Annotated in this window: 17 protein-coding genes and 1 tRNA gene; 9 read left to right on the forward strand and 9 right to left on the reverse strand. The window is 72.8% G+C overall.

The annotated features are described in order from the left end of the window. Positions 1 to 153: 153 nt before the first annotated feature. Complete coding sequence (locus ACH4NX_RS09360) at positions 154 to 1482, forward strand: peptidoglycan-binding protein (RefSeq protein ID WP_398128453.1); 1329 nt, start codon at positions 154 to 156, stop codon at positions 1480 to 1482. A gap of 80 nt (positions 1483 to 1562) precedes the next feature. Here ACH4NX_RS09360 and ACH4NX_RS09365 read toward each other — a convergent pair whose 3' ends face one another. Beyond that, entirely contained in the window at positions 1563 to 2228 is a 666-nt protein-coding gene (locus ACH4NX_RS09365) for an HAD family hydrolase (RefSeq protein WP_351388364.1), read from the reverse strand. A gap of 274 nt (positions 2229 to 2502) precedes the next feature. Next, the gene (locus tag ACH4NX_RS09370; RefSeq protein WP_351388361.1) at positions 2503 to 3084 is read right to left on the reverse strand and encodes a TMEM165/GDT1 family protein; all 582 of its coding nucleotides are present in this window, start codon (positions 3082 to 3084) and stop codon (positions 2503 to 2505) included. Between the two features lie 423 nt (positions 3085 to 3507). Between ACH4NX_RS09370 and ACH4NX_RS09375 the strand changes: the two genes are divergently transcribed. The 4 genes from ACH4NX_RS09375 (at position 3508) to ACH4NX_RS09390 (ending at position 7505) form a co-directional block, all read left to right on the forward strand. Next, positions 3508 to 4152: an HNH endonuclease family protein gene (locus tag ACH4NX_RS09375; RefSeq protein WP_351388359.1), complete on the forward strand. Its 645-nt coding sequence runs from the start codon at positions 3508 to 3510 to the stop codon at positions 4150 to 4152. Between the two features lie 100 nt (positions 4153 to 4252). After that, a complete protein-coding gene (locus ACH4NX_RS09380) occupies positions 4253 to 5890 on the forward strand; it encodes an alkaline phosphatase D family protein (protein ID WP_398128454.1) in 1638 nt (545 codons plus the stop codon). Positions 5891 to 6141: 251 nt separating this feature from the next. Continuing rightward, entirely contained in the window at positions 6142 to 6597 is a 456-nt protein-coding gene (locus tag ACH4NX_RS09385) for a DoxX family protein (RefSeq protein WP_398128455.1), read from the forward strand. A 269-nt stretch (positions 6598 to 6866) separates the two neighbouring features. Beyond that, complete coding sequence (locus ACH4NX_RS09390) at positions 6867 to 7505, forward strand: VTT domain-containing protein (protein WP_351388352.1); 639 nt, start codon at positions 6867 to 6869, stop codon at positions 7503 to 7505. A 290-nt stretch (positions 7506 to 7795) separates the two neighbouring features. Here ACH4NX_RS09390 and ACH4NX_RS09395 read toward each other — a convergent pair whose 3' ends face one another. Together ACH4NX_RS09395 and ACH4NX_RS09400 are read right to left on the reverse strand one after the other, a co-directional pair. After that, positions 7796 to 8029 (reverse strand): DUF2277 domain-containing protein, encoded by a 234-nt coding sequence (locus ACH4NX_RS09395; RefSeq protein ID WP_351388350.1) that lies wholly within the window; start codon positions 8027 to 8029, stop codon positions 7796 to 7798. A gap of 4 nt (positions 8030 to 8033) precedes the next feature. After that, complete coding sequence (locus tag ACH4NX_RS09400) at positions 8034 to 8576, reverse strand: GNAT family N-acetyltransferase (protein ID WP_351388347.1); 543 nt, start codon at positions 8574 to 8576, stop codon at positions 8034 to 8036. A 157-nt stretch (positions 8577 to 8733) separates the two neighbouring features. Here ACH4NX_RS09400 and ACH4NX_RS09405 point away from each other — a divergent pair, with 157 nt between their 5' ends. Then, positions 8734 to 9090: a hypothetical protein gene (locus tag ACH4NX_RS09405; protein ID WP_398128456.1), complete on the forward strand. Its 357-nt coding sequence runs from the start codon at positions 8734 to 8736 to the stop codon at positions 9088 to 9090. Between the two features lie 78 nt (positions 9091 to 9168). Here ACH4NX_RS09405 and ACH4NX_RS09410 read toward each other — a convergent pair whose 3' ends face one another. The 3 genes from ACH4NX_RS09410 to ACH4NX_RS09420 all read right to left on the reverse strand — a co-directional run bounded on the left by ACH4NX_RS09410 (position 9169) and on the right by ACH4NX_RS09420 (position 10557). After that, positions 9169 to 9810, reverse strand: coding sequence for a DUF305 domain-containing protein (locus ACH4NX_RS09410; RefSeq protein WP_398128457.1), 642 nt, complete (start codon positions 9808 to 9810; stop codon positions 9169 to 9171). Positions 9811 to 9890: 80 nt separating this feature from the next. Beyond that, positions 9891 to 10388 (reverse strand): DUF6153 family protein, encoded by a 498-nt coding sequence (locus tag ACH4NX_RS09415; protein WP_351388341.1) that lies wholly within the window; start codon positions 10386 to 10388, stop codon positions 9891 to 9893. Between the two features lie 94 nt (positions 10389 to 10482). Continuing rightward, positions 10483 to 10557: transfer RNA gene (locus tag ACH4NX_RS09420), tRNA-Val, on the reverse strand. Between the two features lie 223 nt (positions 10558 to 10780). On the opposite strand from ACH4NX_RS09420, the gene ACH4NX_RS09425 reads away from it, so the two are divergent. The 3 genes from ACH4NX_RS09425 (at position 10781) to ACH4NX_RS09435 (ending at position 13423) form a co-directional block, all read left to right on the forward strand. Continuing rightward, positions 10781 to 11551, forward strand: a complete 771-nt coding sequence (locus tag ACH4NX_RS09425; protein ID WP_351388338.1) for a DUF4097 family beta strand repeat-containing protein — start codon at positions 10781 to 10783, stop codon at positions 11549 to 11551. A 71-nt stretch (positions 11552 to 11622) separates the two neighbouring features. Then, the gene (locus ACH4NX_RS09430; RefSeq protein WP_398128458.1) at positions 11623 to 13041 is read left to right on the forward strand and encodes a hypothetical protein; all 1419 of its coding nucleotides are present in this window, start codon (positions 11623 to 11625) and stop codon (positions 13039 to 13041) included. A gap of 163 nt (positions 13042 to 13204) precedes the next feature. Next, a complete protein-coding gene (locus ACH4NX_RS09435) occupies positions 13205 to 13423 on the forward strand; it encodes a zinc ribbon domain-containing protein (protein ID WP_345593421.1) in 219 nt (72 codons plus the stop codon). 55 nt (positions 13424 to 13478) lie between these two features. On the opposite strand, the gene ACH4NX_RS09440 is transcribed toward ACH4NX_RS09435, so the two are convergent. Then, entirely contained in the window at positions 13479 to 14123 is a 645-nt protein-coding gene (locus tag ACH4NX_RS09440) for a response regulator transcription factor (RefSeq protein WP_351388333.1), read from the reverse strand. Then, positions 14114 to 15256: a histidine kinase gene (locus ACH4NX_RS09445; RefSeq protein ID WP_351388331.1), complete on the reverse strand. Its 1143-nt coding sequence runs from the start codon at positions 15254 to 15256 to the stop codon at positions 14114 to 14116. The genes ACH4NX_RS09440 and ACH4NX_RS09445 overlap by 10 nt, the downstream gene beginning before the upstream one ends. Positions 15257 to 15293 lie beyond the last annotated feature (37 nt).

Consider the following 15293-nt stretch of genomic DNA (forward strand, 5'->3'; position numbering starts at 1 on the left):
TCACGCACCTTCCATCCTGGTCGGTGTGACCCGATATCGCCGGTTCAGTCCTGTGGGAAGCCGGTGTTCCGGGGGCGTGCGCGCGGGAGTGTGGAGAAGATCTGCATAAACTCTGGAGTTCGCGAGGGGAGTCGCGAGGGGAGGAACGAACGCGTGGAACAGCAGAAAGAGCCGCCACAGGAGCCGCAAGAACGGCCCCAGGGGCACTCGTGCCCGGAGTGCGGAACGCCCAGGAAGGCGGACAACACGCCCTCCTGCGCCTGCGGGCTGCGGGCGGCCGACGCCCTGCGCGACGCGCGTACGGCGCAGGCGGCAGCGGCGGAGGACTTCGACCCGCTGCGCATACGGCCGTACGTCGAGCTGGACGGCTCGGAGAAGGCCCCGACACCCCCGGTCACCGGGGCGACGGCTCCCTCCGGTACACCGTCCGGCACGTCTGGGCCGGGCACGCCCGCGTCAGGCGGACCCATGTCCGGCACGCCCGCGTCAGGCGGACCCATGTCCGGCACGCCCGCGTCAGGCGGACCCGTGTCCGAGGGACCGGCGTCCGCAGCATCCGTGGTGTCCCCGTCCACGCCCCCGACCGCGCCCGCCACACGCGCCCCGGCGCCCGGGCCCGGGTCCGGGTCCGCGCCCGACCCGGACGCCACCATGACGCTGCGCGCCGTCGACGCCGGGCCACCGGGGGCGGACACGGAGGCGACCTCCGTACTGCCCATGCCCCTGGCGCCCTCGACCGGTACACCCAGCGCGCACGACCTGCGCATGTTCGAGACCTCGGCCACCACACCCGCAGCCCCGTCCGCGCCCATGGGGCCCGGCGCGGACGGCACGGACGGTACCGGTGGGCGTCCGCGGCGCGGGCGGCGCCGTGGCGTGCTGCTCAGCGCCGCCGGGGCGGTCGTGGTCGTGGTGGGGGCGGCCGGGTACGCGAGCGGACTGTTCTCCTACGAGTCGCCCTCGCGGGACGGAGCGCTGCCGGACGAGGTCCGGGCGAGCGTGCCGGACCCGTCGACCAGCGCCGCCGCCGCGGCCCCCGAGCCGAGCCTCACGTCCGCCCGGCCGACCGCCTCGCCGTCGCCGTCCCCGTCCGCCTCCGCGTCGGCCAGTTCGAGTCCTTCGCCCTCGCCGTCACCGTCGGCGTCGAGCGCCTCGCCCACGCCGTCCCCGTCGGCCGAGCCGACGCGGACCGCGACGAGCCCGCCGGCCGAGAATCCCACGCAGGAGTCCGAGGACGACGACGACGCTCCCGACGGCGGGGGCACGCTGCACCGCGGCGACCGGGGTTCCGAGGTCGCCGAGCTCCAGCAGCGCCTGGCCCAGCTGTATCTCTACATGGGCGACGTCAACGGCACCTACAACCGGCAGGTCGAGGACGCGGTGCGCACCTTCCAGTGGGCCCGCGGCATCCGCTCCGACGAGCTCGGCGTCTACGGGCAGGACACCCGGCGCCAGCTGGAGTCGGAGACGCGAGCCCCCTAGGTGTGCTGTCCCTAGGTGTGCTGTCCCTAGGTGTGCTGTTCGGGCCACGGTCGGCCGACGTCGGCCGACATCGGCCGATGTCAGCCGATACGCAGCCGCAGCGTCCCGTCCGCGCCGGCCTCCGCACGTACCCGCGTCAGGTCCTCCACGACCACGTCGGGCCCGTGGAGACCGGCCCGCGGACCCACCCCCACGACCCGCATCCCCGCGGCGCGCGCCGCCGTGATGCCGGCGCCGGAGTCCTCGAAGGCGATGCAGTCGGCGGGTGCGACACCGAGTTCGGCGGCACCCTTGAGGAAGCCCTCGGGGTCGGGCTTGCTGGCACCGACCGACTCCGCGGTGACCCGGACGTCCGGCTGCGCGAGCCCCGCGGCGGCCATCCGCGCGGTGGACAGCGGCACGTCGGCCGAGGTCACCAGCGCGTGCGGCAGCCCCCGCAGCGAGGCGAGGAACTCCGCCGCCCCGGGGATCGCGACGACGCCCTCGGTGTCGGCGGTCTCCTCGGCGAGCATGCGCGCGTTGTCGGCGTGGTTCTGCTCCATGGGCCGGTCCGGCAGCAGCAGCGCCATCGAGGCGTAACCCTGCCGTCCGTGGACGACCTTCATGACCTCGTCGCCGTCCAGGCCGTGCCGGTCGGCCCAGCCCCGCCAGACGCGCTCGACGGCGGCGTCCGAGTTGACGAGGGTGCCGTCCATGTCCAGCAGCAGGGCACGGGCGGTGAGAACGGTGGGGGCGGTGGCCGTCATCGGCAGACTCCAAGGCGCGGGGAGGAAACAAGGTGACCCCGCCCGCCGGTCAGGGAGAACGGACGGGAGTCACTTTGTTCATCCACGGTACAAAACAGAACGGGCATCGCGCCACCGCCCCGCCCGAACGTTCACGAACCGTTCAGTCCGCACGCCACCGTCGGCGTGGGCCGCGTACGGGGGACGCACACGAGGGACGCGTACGGGGCGGTACGTATGGGGCGGTGCGTACGGGGCGATACGCACGGCGACGGGACCCTCCCCGGGCCGCCGCTCAGCCGGTGACCGCCTCCCACAGGCTCCACACCCCGAGGCCCAGCATGAGCAGCGCCGCGATCTTGGTGATCAGCGCCAGCGGCACCCGCTTCATCAGGGCCTTCCCGCCGACGATGCCGAGCCCGGCCACCGCCCACAGGGCGAGCACCGCGCCGAGGCCGACGGAGAGCGGGTCGTCGTAGCGGGCAGCGAGGTTCGCGGTCATGATCTGCGTGAGATCGCCGAACTCGGCGACCAGGATGAGCATGAATCCCGCCCCGGAGACCTTCCAGAAGGACTGGTTCTCGGGCTTGCGGATCTCCTCGTCCTCGTCGTCCTTCCTCATCAGCAGCACGGCGGCGCCGCCCAGGAACAGCACGCCGGTGATCGCGTGCACGATCTGCTGCGGCAGCAGGGTCAGCACGCTGCCGGCCGCGACCGCGAGGACGACGTGCAGCAGGAAGGCGGCGGCCACACCGGCGAAGACGTAGGAGGCCCGGTAGCGGGTGCCGAGGACGAGACCGGCGAGCGCGGTCTTGTCCGGCAGTTCGGCCAGGAAGACGACGCCGAAGACGACTGCCGTCACGGTCAGGCTGATCAAGGGTTCCTCTATCGGTCGGGGCCGCCCCACCGAGAGTGCTGGTCCTGCGCTGCGGACACCTCGGCACGGCAGCACACGGTCGCCCCCGCCGTACGGCACGGGCGTGCACTGCTTGCCGAAGGTCTCGCTGGCCGGCCCCGCGCACGAGGCCTGCCTCCGGGCGCCGGCTCAGACGAGCTGAGCAGTATGTCGACGGTCCGGCGAAGAGCTACTCCCCTTCTGCGCCGTCCATAGTACGCGAGCCCCGCCGGCGGGGCCGAGGGGCGAAAGTCCCGGGACATTCCGTCACGAGTCCCGTCACACCCATAGACGTGCCATGCACACGTCACTAACTTCTTACCGGCCGCACACCTGTGCGCCATGCGGCGTCGCGAGCATTCCCCTGCCCGCGCCCCAACACCCCCACACTCCCAGGGAGTTCGCATGCCGAAGTTCTACGCGCGTCGACGGCTCGGATTCGTCGCCGCGTTCACCGGGCTCATAGCCTCCGCCGGGCTCCTCAACGGCCCGGCCGCCTCCGCCGCCCTCCCCACCCCGGTCAGCGCCGCCACCGCCCGCGGCTACCTCGCGTCCCTCACCGTGAGGACCGAGAGCCGCACCGGCTACGACCGCGACCTCTTCCCGCACTGGATCACGCAGTCCGGCTCCTGCAACACCCGCGAGACCGTCCTCAAGCGCGACGGCTCGGGCGTCGACACCGACTCCTCCTGCGCCGCCACCAGCGGCAGCTGGTACTCCCCCTACGACGGCGCCACCTGGTCCGCCGCCTCCGACGTCGACATCGACCACCTCGTGCCGCTCGCGGAGGCCTGGGACTCCGGCGCCGGATCCTGGAGCACCTCCCGGCGCCAGTCCTTCGCCAACGACCTGACCCGTCCCCAGCTCCTCGCGGTCACCGACAACGTCAACCAGTCCAAGGGCGACCAGGACCCGGCCACCTGGATGCCCTCGCGCAGCGCCTACCACTGCACGTACGTCCGCGCCTGGGTCCAGGTGAAGTACTACTACGACCTCTCGGTCGACTCCGCCGAGAAGTCCGCGCTGCGGAGCCGGCTCGCGAACTGCTGACGCCCCGGGCCGCGGCCCGGCCACCGCGTGTTCGGCGCGGAGCCTCCCCGCCGGCCTCCGTCGTTCCGTACCGTACGGGGCGACGGAGGAGGCGAACACCATGGCCGGACTGCGCCTTGGACCACTGCTGAGATACACCGACGGCTCGTGCGCGACCGTCTGGGTCGAGACAAACCGGCCCTGCACCGCCGAGGTGCGCTGCGCCGACGGCGCCCGGGGCACCACCCGCACGTTCCAGATCGCGGGCCACCACTACGCCCTGGTCCCGGTGAGCGGCCTGACACCCGGTACGGCGACGGAGTACGAGGTGCTCCTCGACGGCGCCCGTGTGTGGCCGCCGCCCGACTCGCGCTTCCCGCCCTCGGTGATCACCACGTCACCGGCGGCGCACGAGAAGACGCGCATCGCCTTCGGCTCCTGCCGCTGGGCCGCGCCGCCGGCCGGCGGGAAGGACCGGGTGGGCCCGGACGCGCTGGACACCCTCTCCGCCCGCATCGCCGCGGACCCGGAGGGCGAGCGCCCCGACCTGCTGCTCCTGCTCGGCGACCAGGTGTACGCCGACGAGGTCTCCGACGCCACACGCCACTGGATCGCCGGCCGCCGCGACCTGGCCGAAGCTCCGGGCGACCAGGTCGCGGACTACGAGGAGTACACCCGCCTCTACTACGAGTCCTGGCTCGATCCCGAGGTGCGCTGGCTGCTGTCCACCGTGCCCAGCTGCATGATCTTCGACGACCACGACGTCATCGACGACTGGAACACCTCCGAGGCCTGGCTGGCCGACATGCGGGCCACGGACTGGTGGCGCGAGCGGCTGCTGAGCGGGCTGATGTCCTACTGGGTGTACCAGCAGCTGGGCAACCTCTCCCCGGACGAACTGGCCGCCGACCCCCTCTACGCGGCCGTCCGCGAGGTACCCGACGGCACCGACGCGCTCCGCACCTTCGCCGCGCGGGCCGACGCCGACCCGGCGTCCGTCCGCTGGAGCTACCGGCGCGACTTCGGCCGCGTACGGCTGGTGATGGTGGACTCGCGCGCGGCCCGCGTCCTCAGGGAGGACAGCCGCACCATGCTCGACCCGGGCGAGGCCACCTGGCTGCGCGAACAGATCCTGGACGAGCGGGACTCCTACGACCACCTGCTGATCGGCACCTCCCTGCCCTGGCTGCTGCCCCACCTGGTGCACGACGTGGAGGCGTGGAACTCCGCGATGTGCGCCGGTGAACGGGGCGCGGGCTGGGCGCGGCGCGGTGAGAAGATCAGGCGCGGGGCCGACCTGGAGCACTGGTCGGCCTTCCCGTCCTCCTTCGACGCCCTCGCGGACCTGATCGCCGAAGCCGGTACCGGGCCCGGGGCGCCCGCGACGGTGAACGTGCTGTCGGGCGACGTCCACCACGCCTACGTGGCCGAACCGTCCTGGCCGGGCCGCACGCCCGACGCACGGGTGGCACAACTGACCTGCTCCCCCGTCCACAACTCCGTGCCGCTCTCCATCCGCCTCGGCTTCCGCTTCGGCTGGAGCGCCCCGGCACGCGCCCTCGGGCGGCGCATCGCCCGGCACGGACGCTGCGCCCCGCCGGCGGTCGGCTGGCGCAAGACCGGCGGCCCCTGGTTCGGCAACCAGCTCATGACGCTGACCCTGCAAGGGCGATCGGCCCGGCTGCGTCTGGAGCAGGCACGGACGGAACGCGACGGGACGACCGCCCTGCGGATGGTCACCGACAGGGAACTGGCGTAAGAACTGGCACAAGAACTGCGTAGGCCGGAGGCGCGGCCGGGTATGAATCCAGACACACCGGCGGCCTTCGCCGCGCTCATGGGAGCGCTCCCACCTGCGATGGCCGCCGAAGCGAAACGGTGACCATGCGCCAAGTCATGGCCAAATGTTGAACTTGCAAGTACTCGTAAGGCGCACCTAACGTGGGCAGCCCACTCGGTTCCGTCCCCACCGGCCCCACGGGGCCGGTTCGACCGAAGGAGCACCCCCACATGTCCGCACGCCTCAACAGCGCCCAGCCCTACGCCCTCGGCCTGTTCCGCATAGTCGTCGGCCTGCTCTTCGCCTGCCACGGCGCGGCCTCCCTCTTCGGCGTCCTCGGCGGCGCATCGGGAACGGGCGGCACGATCGAGTCGGGCACCTGGCCCGGCTGGTACGCGGCCGTGATCCAGTTGGTCGGCGGCAGCCTCGTCATGCTCGGCCTCGGCACCCGCGCAGCCGCGGTCGTCTCCTCGGGCTCCATGGCCTACGCGTACTTCAAGGTGCACCAGCCGGGCGCCCTGTGGCCGATGGAGAACGGCGGCGAGGCCTCCGCCATGTTCTGCTGGGCCTTCCTGCTGCTGGCCTTCACCGGCTCCGGCGCCTTCGGTCTGGACCGGCTCTTCGCCCGGCGCGCGTCCGGGCAGGAGCAGGCCGCCGCGGAGCCGCAGACGCCGGTCGCCGCCTGACCGACCCGGAGCGGTGCCCCCCGGACCGGACCGTGGGCCGGGGCACCGCCGTCGCTCCCGGCGGCCAGCACCTCCGGGAGCGACGGTCCGCCGCCCGCGAGACACGTGAACAACCCCTTCCAGGTGAAGGCTCCGTGCCGACCGCACAAGCCCCCTGTGAACCGTCTGTCACACCCCGGGCGTACGCTGGATGGCTGTCAGAGGCCGCTCCTGCCGCCCCCGCGTCTCGCGGCATGGAGCGGCTCACGGGGGGATAACGGGGAGTTGTGGTGCTCGACAGTCTCGGGAGTATCGGTTCGCTGGTCAGCAGCCCATGGATCTATGTGCTGGTGGCTGTCTCGGTGCTCCTCGACATCTTCCTGCCGGTGCTGCCGAGCGGCGTCCTGGTGATCACGGCTGCCACGGCGGCGGCCGCGGGTACGGGCGCCGCCGCCGCCGGGCGGGTCCCACAGGACGTCCCCGACATCCTGATCCTGACGCTGTGCGCGGCGACCGCGTCCGTCCTCGGTGACCTCGCGGTCTACCGCCTCGCCTGGCGCGGCGGGCCGCGACTGGACCGCGCGATCGCCCGTTCCCGCAGGCTGACCACGGCGCAGGAACGTCTCGGCGGGGCCCTCGCCCGTGGCGGCGGCGCCCTCGTCGTGCTGGCCCGCTTCGCCCCGGCCGGCCGCTCGGTCGTCTCTCTCATCGCCGGTTCCGCCCACCGCCGGGTCCGCGAGTTCCTCCCCTGGTCGGCCCTCGCGGGGCTGGCCTGGGCCGTCTACAGCGTCGCCCTCGGCTACTTCGGCGGCCAGTGGCTGGGCGCGACCTGGCTGGGGGCGGCGGTGTCGCTGGTGGCGCTCTTCGGCGCGGGCGCGGGGGCGGCGTACCTGATGCGCCGACAGCCCCGGGCGACGGAGGCTTCGTAGCGGGCGGGTTTCGGGGCGGACGGCTTGGGGCCGGACGGGCCCCGTAACAGGCGGGCCTCGGAGCGAGCGGCTTCGGGCCGGACGGGTTCCGTAACAGGCGGGCCCCGTAACCGGCAGGCCTCGGAGCGCGAGCGGCTTCGGGCCGGACGGGTTCCGTAGCCGGCGGGCTGTGGAGCGGGCGGCCTCGTAGCAGGCGGGCTTCGCCGAGTCGGCCAACGCCTGCCAACACCGGTCAACGCCCGCCAAGGCTCGCGATCATGGCCGGTGACGAGGACGTGCGCGGCACGGTGTCACGAGGCGCGCCGCGTGCCGGCGCCTCCCCGCACCTCCAGGCCGGCCAGCAGGTCGGCCGTGGCCCCGGCGACCGCCTCCACGGCCTGATCGAAGACCTCCCTGTTGTGCGCGGCCGGCGCGCGGAACCCGGAGATCTTGCGCACGTACTGCAGGGCCGCGGCCCTGATCTCGTCCTCGGTGGCCTCCTCGGCCAGCGCGGGCGGACGCAGTGTCTTGATGCTGCGGCACATGGCGTCAGTCTCCTCTCTCCAGGTCCACCCGCCAGTCGTTCGATCTGATCCAGTGGCCCTTCGGATACTCGAAGTCGGCCTGCCCGAGCAGGGTGAACCCCGCCCCGCGGCAGACCGCGTTGGAGGCGGCGTGGTCAACACTCGGGAACGCGTGCAGATACCGGTGCCTCCCGTCGGCTCGGGCCGCGTCCCGCACGGCACGGGCCGCCCGGACCGCCAGCCCCCGCCCCTGGAACTCCGGCAGCACCGCCCACCCGGTCTCCCAGACCTCCGCGCCCTCCCAGGTCCGCTGCCAGTACCCGATCGAGCCGACGGTCTCGCCGCCGTCCGCCGACGTGACCCGGTACATCCGCCCGGGCCCCGGATCCACGTACCGCCGGTTCCGGGCCGCGAGCTGCTCCTCGGTCTCCGGTCCGCCCAGACGCGCGGTCATCTCGGGGCTGTTGGTCCTGCGCAGCAGCCACAGATCCCCCTCCGCCCAGGGGACCAGGCACACCCGCCCCCCGGCCTCCCCGCCCCTCCCGGCCCGCTCATCCATGCCATCCATGTTCTTCACGGTAGGGCAGGGGTCTGACAATCGGCCCCGGCGGCGGACCCGGGTGCCAGAACTACGCCCGACTCGCCGCCCCCTACGGCGCCACCCTTTCGCGTGAACCACTGAAGGGAACGCGCGCCTCAAAATCGAACAGACGTATCATTGAGGCGTGGCTACGACCTATGATTTTCCCAGTGACCTCCTCGCCGGTCAGGAGGAACTGCATCAGGTCCGGGCCGAGCTGACGGCCCTGCTGAAGAGACTTCCATGGTCCGTCGAGCCGCTCGACGGATTCAGCGACGACAACGGCTGGCGCAAGGTCGAGCGCCCGGCCTCCCCCGGCTGGTCCGCGGACGAACAGGCCGAGGTGGAGAAGCTCCGTCAGCGTGAGCGCGAGCTCGCCGTGTTCGTCAGTACCCACCGCTACTGGTCGGAGATCACCGGCCCCGACCAGGTGAACGCCCGCTCCGAGCTGAAACGCGCCCACGAGGCCCCTGCCAGGGAGACCCCGCCCGGGGACGCCTGAGCAGCGTCACCCGGGCGGGGTCCGTGCCTCCCACGAGGACGTTCGGTCTCGGTCCCCGTCAGGTCAGCCCATGCCGGGTCAGTCCCTGCCGAGGAGCTTGTTCATCTCGGTGATCTCGGCCTTCTGCGCGGTGGCGATGTCGCCGGCCAGGGCCTTGGCGGGGGCGTAGCGTCCCTTGGCCGTCTGGGTCGCGGCCATCTCGACGGCGCCCTCGTGATGCTCGACCATCATGGTCAGGAACATCCTGTCGAACGCCTTGCCGGACGCCTCCTCCAGCTCCGCCATGTCCTGGCCGTCCATCATCCCGGGCATGCCGGAGTGCGTCGAGTGGTCGTCCATGCCGGGCATCGGCTCCGAGGCCCGCGGCACCTCCTCGCCCCAGGCCTTCAGCCAGCCGGTCATGGTCGAGATCTCCGGATCCTGCGCCTTCTCGATGCGTGCCGCGAGGTCCTCGACCTTCGACGACGCGGAACGGCCGGCGGCCAGCCGCGCCATCTCCAGCGCCTGCCGGTGGTGCGGAATCATGCCCTGCGCGAAGGCCACGTCCTGGGCGTTGTGCGCCTGCCGGCCCGCGTCGGCGCTCGCGGAGGCCGAGCTGTGCGGGCCCTCCTGGCCGGTCCCGCCGTCGCCGTCGCCTCCACAGGCGGCGAGGACGAAGGCGGCGGCGACGGTCGCGGGCACCAGGGCGGTACGGCGCGTCAGGGTACGGATGCTGTTCATGCGTGAACTCCTGCTGTGAGGGGGATCGACATGCCTGTGCACCACGCCGCGCTCGGGCAGCGCGGGTGCGGGGGCGGTGTCTATATCCGCAGGAGCTGAAGTTCGGCCAGAGAGGGCGGCGCCCGCGCGCCGTCCGGTGCGTCGGCCGCGCAGGCGCGCACGACGCCGTCACACACGGCGGTGGGGACCGGGTCGGGCACGGGCGCGGGCAGCACCGGCCCGTCGCTCACCGCGCCGGACGCGCACACCGCGTCGGCGTGCTCGAGATGTCCGCCGCCGCAGGAACCGTCGTCCTGCGGACACCCGGCGTGCGCCGTCCCGGCGACCACCGGCACGGACGGCACTGCCACGGGCGGTTGTTGTGAGGACACGGACGGCTGTGTGGGCGCTGAGGGGCCCGGGGACCCCGAGGCGTGCCGGGCGGAGTGCTCCGGATGGGCCGCAAGCGTGCGCTCCGGGAGGCCCCCGCCGGGCGCCAGCCCGTGCATGCCCAGCAACCCGGCCAGCAGCCCGAGCACGCACACGGCCTGCCACCACCGCACGGGCGGTCGCTGGACGTGCTGCTCGGGACGGCTCACGGACCTCATCCTAGGGAGGCCACGGAGGACCGCACGCGAGAGGCCCCCGGAGAATCTCCGGGGGCCTCCGCACCGACGAGATCGGCGCCGGTCCTGGTGGGCGCGGACGGTTTCGAACCGCCGACATCCTGCTTGTAAGGCAGGCGCTCTACCCCTGAGCTACGCACCCAGGACGAGTGGACAGCCTACATGGCCCGGACCACTGTCCGGCAAACGTGTGGGGGGGGAGTTTCCCGGCCGGGGGTTAACCCCACCCTCGATCCGGTAGTGACCCGGATCCCGGCACGGGCCGGTGCTCAGTACGGTCGAAGAGCCTCGTCGGCAAGGGCCTCCACCACTCCGGAACGGCTCAGGGCGCGGCACCTTCGTCGTCCGTCCCAGGGGGATTCGTCATGGCCGCCCGTACCGTTCCTGCTCGCGCGTTCGCCGCCTTCGGCACCGCCGCCGTTCTCGTCGCGAGTCTCAGTGCCTGTGCCTCCGCCTCGGACGACAAGGACCCAGAGCACCGGTCCTTCGCCCTTCAGGGCCGCACACTCACCGTCGACTCCGACGACTCCGACGTGGAGATCGTCGCCTCGGACGACCACGCGTCCGGGAAGGTCGAGGTCACCCGGTGGTTCTCCGGGTCGGTCGCCATCGGCTCCGGCCCCGAGGTGACCTGGAAGATGGACGACGACCGGCTGGTGCTGCGGATGCGGTGCTCCGGGCTGGCCGCCGACTGCGCCGCCAAACACCGCGTGGAGGTGCCGCGCGGCATCGCCGTCCGGGCGAAGACCGACGACGGCAGCGTGCGGGCGCAGGGCTTCAGGGACTCGCTGGACATCCGGACGGCGGACGGATCCGTGCGTGTCAGCGACTCCACGGGGCCGCTGAAGCTCCACAGCGACGACGGGTCGCTGCACGCGGACGTCTCCTCCCGGCGGGTGAACGCGTCCACCCAGGACGGCTCGGTCCACCTCGAATTCGGAGTCGTGCCGGACCTGGTGGAGACCCGCAGCGACGACGGCTCCGTGACCGTCGCCCTGCCCCGGGCCACGTACAAGGTGACCGCCGAGACCGACGACGGATCGGTCGACGTGTCCGTACCCCGAGCCGACGCCAGCTCCCACGTGGTGACCGCCCGGACCCAGGACGGCAAAGTCACGGTCCGAATCGCGAACTGACCGGCCCGTGTGTTCGTCCCTTACGGGTGGGAGAATGAACCCGGGCAGGACGGACGACACGGGAGAGGGATGTGACGGCGACACCATCGCAGCCGTACTCGCCGATGGTGCCGCGCGCGCAGCGCCTGCCGCACCATTCCCACCGCCACGGCCACCGCCGCGGCGGTTCCGGCACGGTCCGTGACACGCTCACCCTCATGGGCCTGCCGCTCCTCGCGGTGCTCGCACTGCCCGCCGCGTTCGCCGGGGGCGGCACCCGTCGCTGGTTCGGCGGGCGGGCCGAGAGCCAGCGGGCGGAGGCGCAGGCGGCGAAGGACGACGCGGCGGCCGCCTTCTACGAGCTGGACACCGCGCAACGGGACCTGCGGATCTCGATAGAGACGATCGCGGCCGTCGACGCCTCCCCCGCCGCCCGGCAGGCGGTCACCGACTTCGAGGCGCTCGGCCGGCGTATCGACGAGGTCAGCCACCAGTACATCAGCGCCGTCGACGCCCACGACCTGGACCGGGACGACCTGGAGGCGTCGGCGGCCTCCCGCGCCCGCGGCGAACTGACCACCGCCAAGAACGAGCTCGGCCGGGTCAAGCGGGACCTGGACCGCTTCGCCGACGGCCTGGGCCCCCTGCTGGGCAAGGCCGAGACCCAGCTGGCCCGGCTGGCGCCCGCCGTCGAACGCGCCCGGCAGACCCTGCTCGCCGCCTCCAACGCCCTGGACACCGCCCGAGGATCCGGACTGACGGCGGACGACCTCGCCGCCCGGCTCGCCGCCCTCGGCCCGGAACTGACACGGCTGAACCAGGGCGCCGGGCAGCACGGCGTGCCCCAGACCCTCGACCGGGCGGAGCGAGTCACCCGAGAGGCCGAGTCGGTCCGCGCCGAGGCCGAACGGCTGCCCGAGCGAGCCGCCGAGATCGACCACCGGCTGGTCTCCCTGCGCACCCGCGCCCAGGCACTGACCACCCGTACCGAACAGGTCGAACCGGTACTGAGCGAGCTCCGACGGCGGTTCACCGTCGCCTGCTGGCAGGACCTCCAGGCCGTGCCGGACCAGGCCACCGACTCGGTCCGGCAGGCCGAGCGGAAACTGGCCGAGGCGCAGGCCGCACGCGACGAACAGCGCTGGCCCGACGCCACCGCCCTGCTGTCGACGGTACGAGCGCTGCTGAACTCCACCGACGAGGCCGTCTCGGCCGCCGGTGACCGGCTGCGGCAGCTGAACGCCGTACAGAAAGACCCCCAGCAGGAGATCGAGCGCACCCGCTTCGCCATCCGCGACGCCCAGCGCCTGGCCATGGCCGGCCGCAACACCCCCGACCCGCGGCACGCCCGTCCGCTGGACGACGCCGTGTCCCGGCTGGAGCGGGCGATCACCACGCTCGAGGGCCGGCACCCTGACTACTGGCGCTTCCTGACGGAGACGGAAGCGGTCCGGCAGACGGTGGCCGGCGTGGTCACCCGGATCCGTGAGGAGCGCGGGGCCGCCCACTGAGCACCGAGCGGCTGCCGGTTACCGGGTGCCAGGTGCCGGTTGCCGGTTGCTTCGCCGACCGGGCCCCAGTCCGCGGCGGGGTAACCAGGCGCGCCCGAGGTCCTTGCCCCGGGCCGGTTTCGTCGCCGGGACGGGTCGTCGGCCGGGCCGGTAATCTGTGCGCATGCCTCGCTACGAGTACCGCTGCCGCAGTTGCGGCGACACCTTCGAACTGAGCCGTCCCATGGCCGAGTCCTCCGCTCCCGCCGCCTGCCCGGCGGGCCACGACGACACGGTGAAGCTGCTGTCGACGGTCGCGGTCGGCGGCTCGGCCTCCGCGACTGCCCCGGCGCCCTCGTCGGGTGGCGGAGGTGGCTGCTGCGGCGGAGGCTGCTGCGGCTGACCTCCCGGTCCGGACCGCGCGCCCCGGCATCGCCGCCCCGGTGCCTCAGCCTCCCTCAGCTGCCCAGATAGCGCAGCACCGCCAGCACTCTGCGTGAATAGCCCTCACCTCCGGTCAGCTCCAGCTTGTCGAAGATCGCGTTGGTGTGCTTCTCCACCGCGCTCTGCGAGATGTGCAGCCTCCGTGCGATCGCCGCGTTGGTGTGACCCTGCGCCATTTCGGCCAGCACGTCCCGCTCCCGGGTGGTGAGCCGGGCGAGCAGGTCGGAGTGGGTCGTGCGGCCGAGCAACTGGCGGACGACCTCCGGATCGAAGGCGGCCCGTCCGGCGGCCACCCGCTCCAGCGCGTCCAGGAACTCGTCGATCTGGACCACCCGGTCCTTGAGCAGGTATCCCACTCCACCTGTCTCACCCGTCAGCAGCTCCGTCGCGTATCGCTTCTCGACGTACTGCGAGAGGACCAGCACCCCGACCGCCGGCCAGCGCTCGCGTATCTCCAGAGCCGCGCGCAGCCCCTCGTCCGTGTGCGTGGGCGGCATCCGGACGTCGGCGACCACGACATCCGGCTGATCCTCTGTGACCGCCTTCAGCAACAGCTCGGCATTGCCGACGGCCGCGAGCACCTCGTGCCCTTCCTCCGCAAGCAGCCGCACCAGCCCCTCCCGCAGCAGGGTCGAGTCCTCGGCGAGGATCACCCGCATGGCAGTTCCGCGGCCACGAGGGTGGGTCCGCCCGGCGGGCTGACCACACTGAGGCTGCCGTCGAGGGCGGCGACGCGCCGGGCGAGCCCGAACAGTCCGCTGCCGGCCGTGTTCGCCCCGCCACAGCCGTTGTCCTGGACGCTCACGTACATCCGTTTCTCCTCCACTCTGACGGCGACGCTTATCCGGGTCGGCGCCGCGTGCTTGACCGCGTTCGTGACCGCCTCGCAGACGACGAAGTACGCGACGGTCGCCACGGCCTGCTCGGGCTCCTCTGCGAGGTCGTACTCCACCCCCACCGGGACGGACGCCCGCTCGGCGACCGTCTCCAGCGCCGCGCGCAGTCCCGCCTCGTCCAGCGTGGTCGGATAGATCCGCCAGGCCACCTCGCGCAGCTCGTCCAGGGCGCGGCGGCTCTCGTCGTGGGCCTGGCCCAGCAGCCGGTCCCGGCGGTCGGCGTCCTGACTGCGGCGGGCACGGCCGAGCAGCATGCCGAGGGCGACGAGACGCTGCTGCACGCCGTCGTGCAGGTCGCGCTCGATGCGGCGTCGTTCGTCGTTCACCGCGTCGACCACGTCGGCTCGGCTCGCGGACAGCTCGGCGATCCGCCGCTCCAGCTCCTCCTGGTGGCGGGGGCCGAGGAAGTGACGCGCCAGTTGCCCTTCCAGTCCGACCACGCCGAATATTCCCTGCACGGCGAGGAACACGAGGAAGAAGCCGCCCAGACTGCCGAGGACGAACGAACCGGGGTTGCGTATGCCGTCCAGCAGGATCCAGCCGTATATCCCGAAGGTGCCGTACCCGAGGCCGATCGCGGCGGTCAGCATCACCACCCCGCCCAGTACGCCCAGCGCCCAGTGGCAGGCCACGTACCGCAGCGCCCGCACGTCCTCGTACGCGGGCGTGACCCGGAGGTCCAGCCACATCGCCAAGCGGGCGCGCTCCAGCCCCGCCAGTCTGCTCGCGCCCGCGAGGACCGGGCGCAGCACGGCACGTCGACCGGCCGGCCAGGCGGCCACGGGCAGCAGTGCCGCGCCGGCCAGCAGGGAGAAGAGCAGCTCGACGGCGGCCGCGGCGGTGCCCATGATGAGGCCCACCCCGCACCGCACTACGCGTCGCGCCATGTCTCGCATGATCGCGAGGCTAGCCGGGCGCGACAGCCGCACACAT

The sequence above is a fragment of the Streptomyces sp. NPDC017225 genome (assembly GCF_044331465.1).
Taxonomy (GTDB): Bacteria; Actinomycetota; Actinomycetes; order Streptomycetales; family Streptomycetaceae; genus Streptomyces.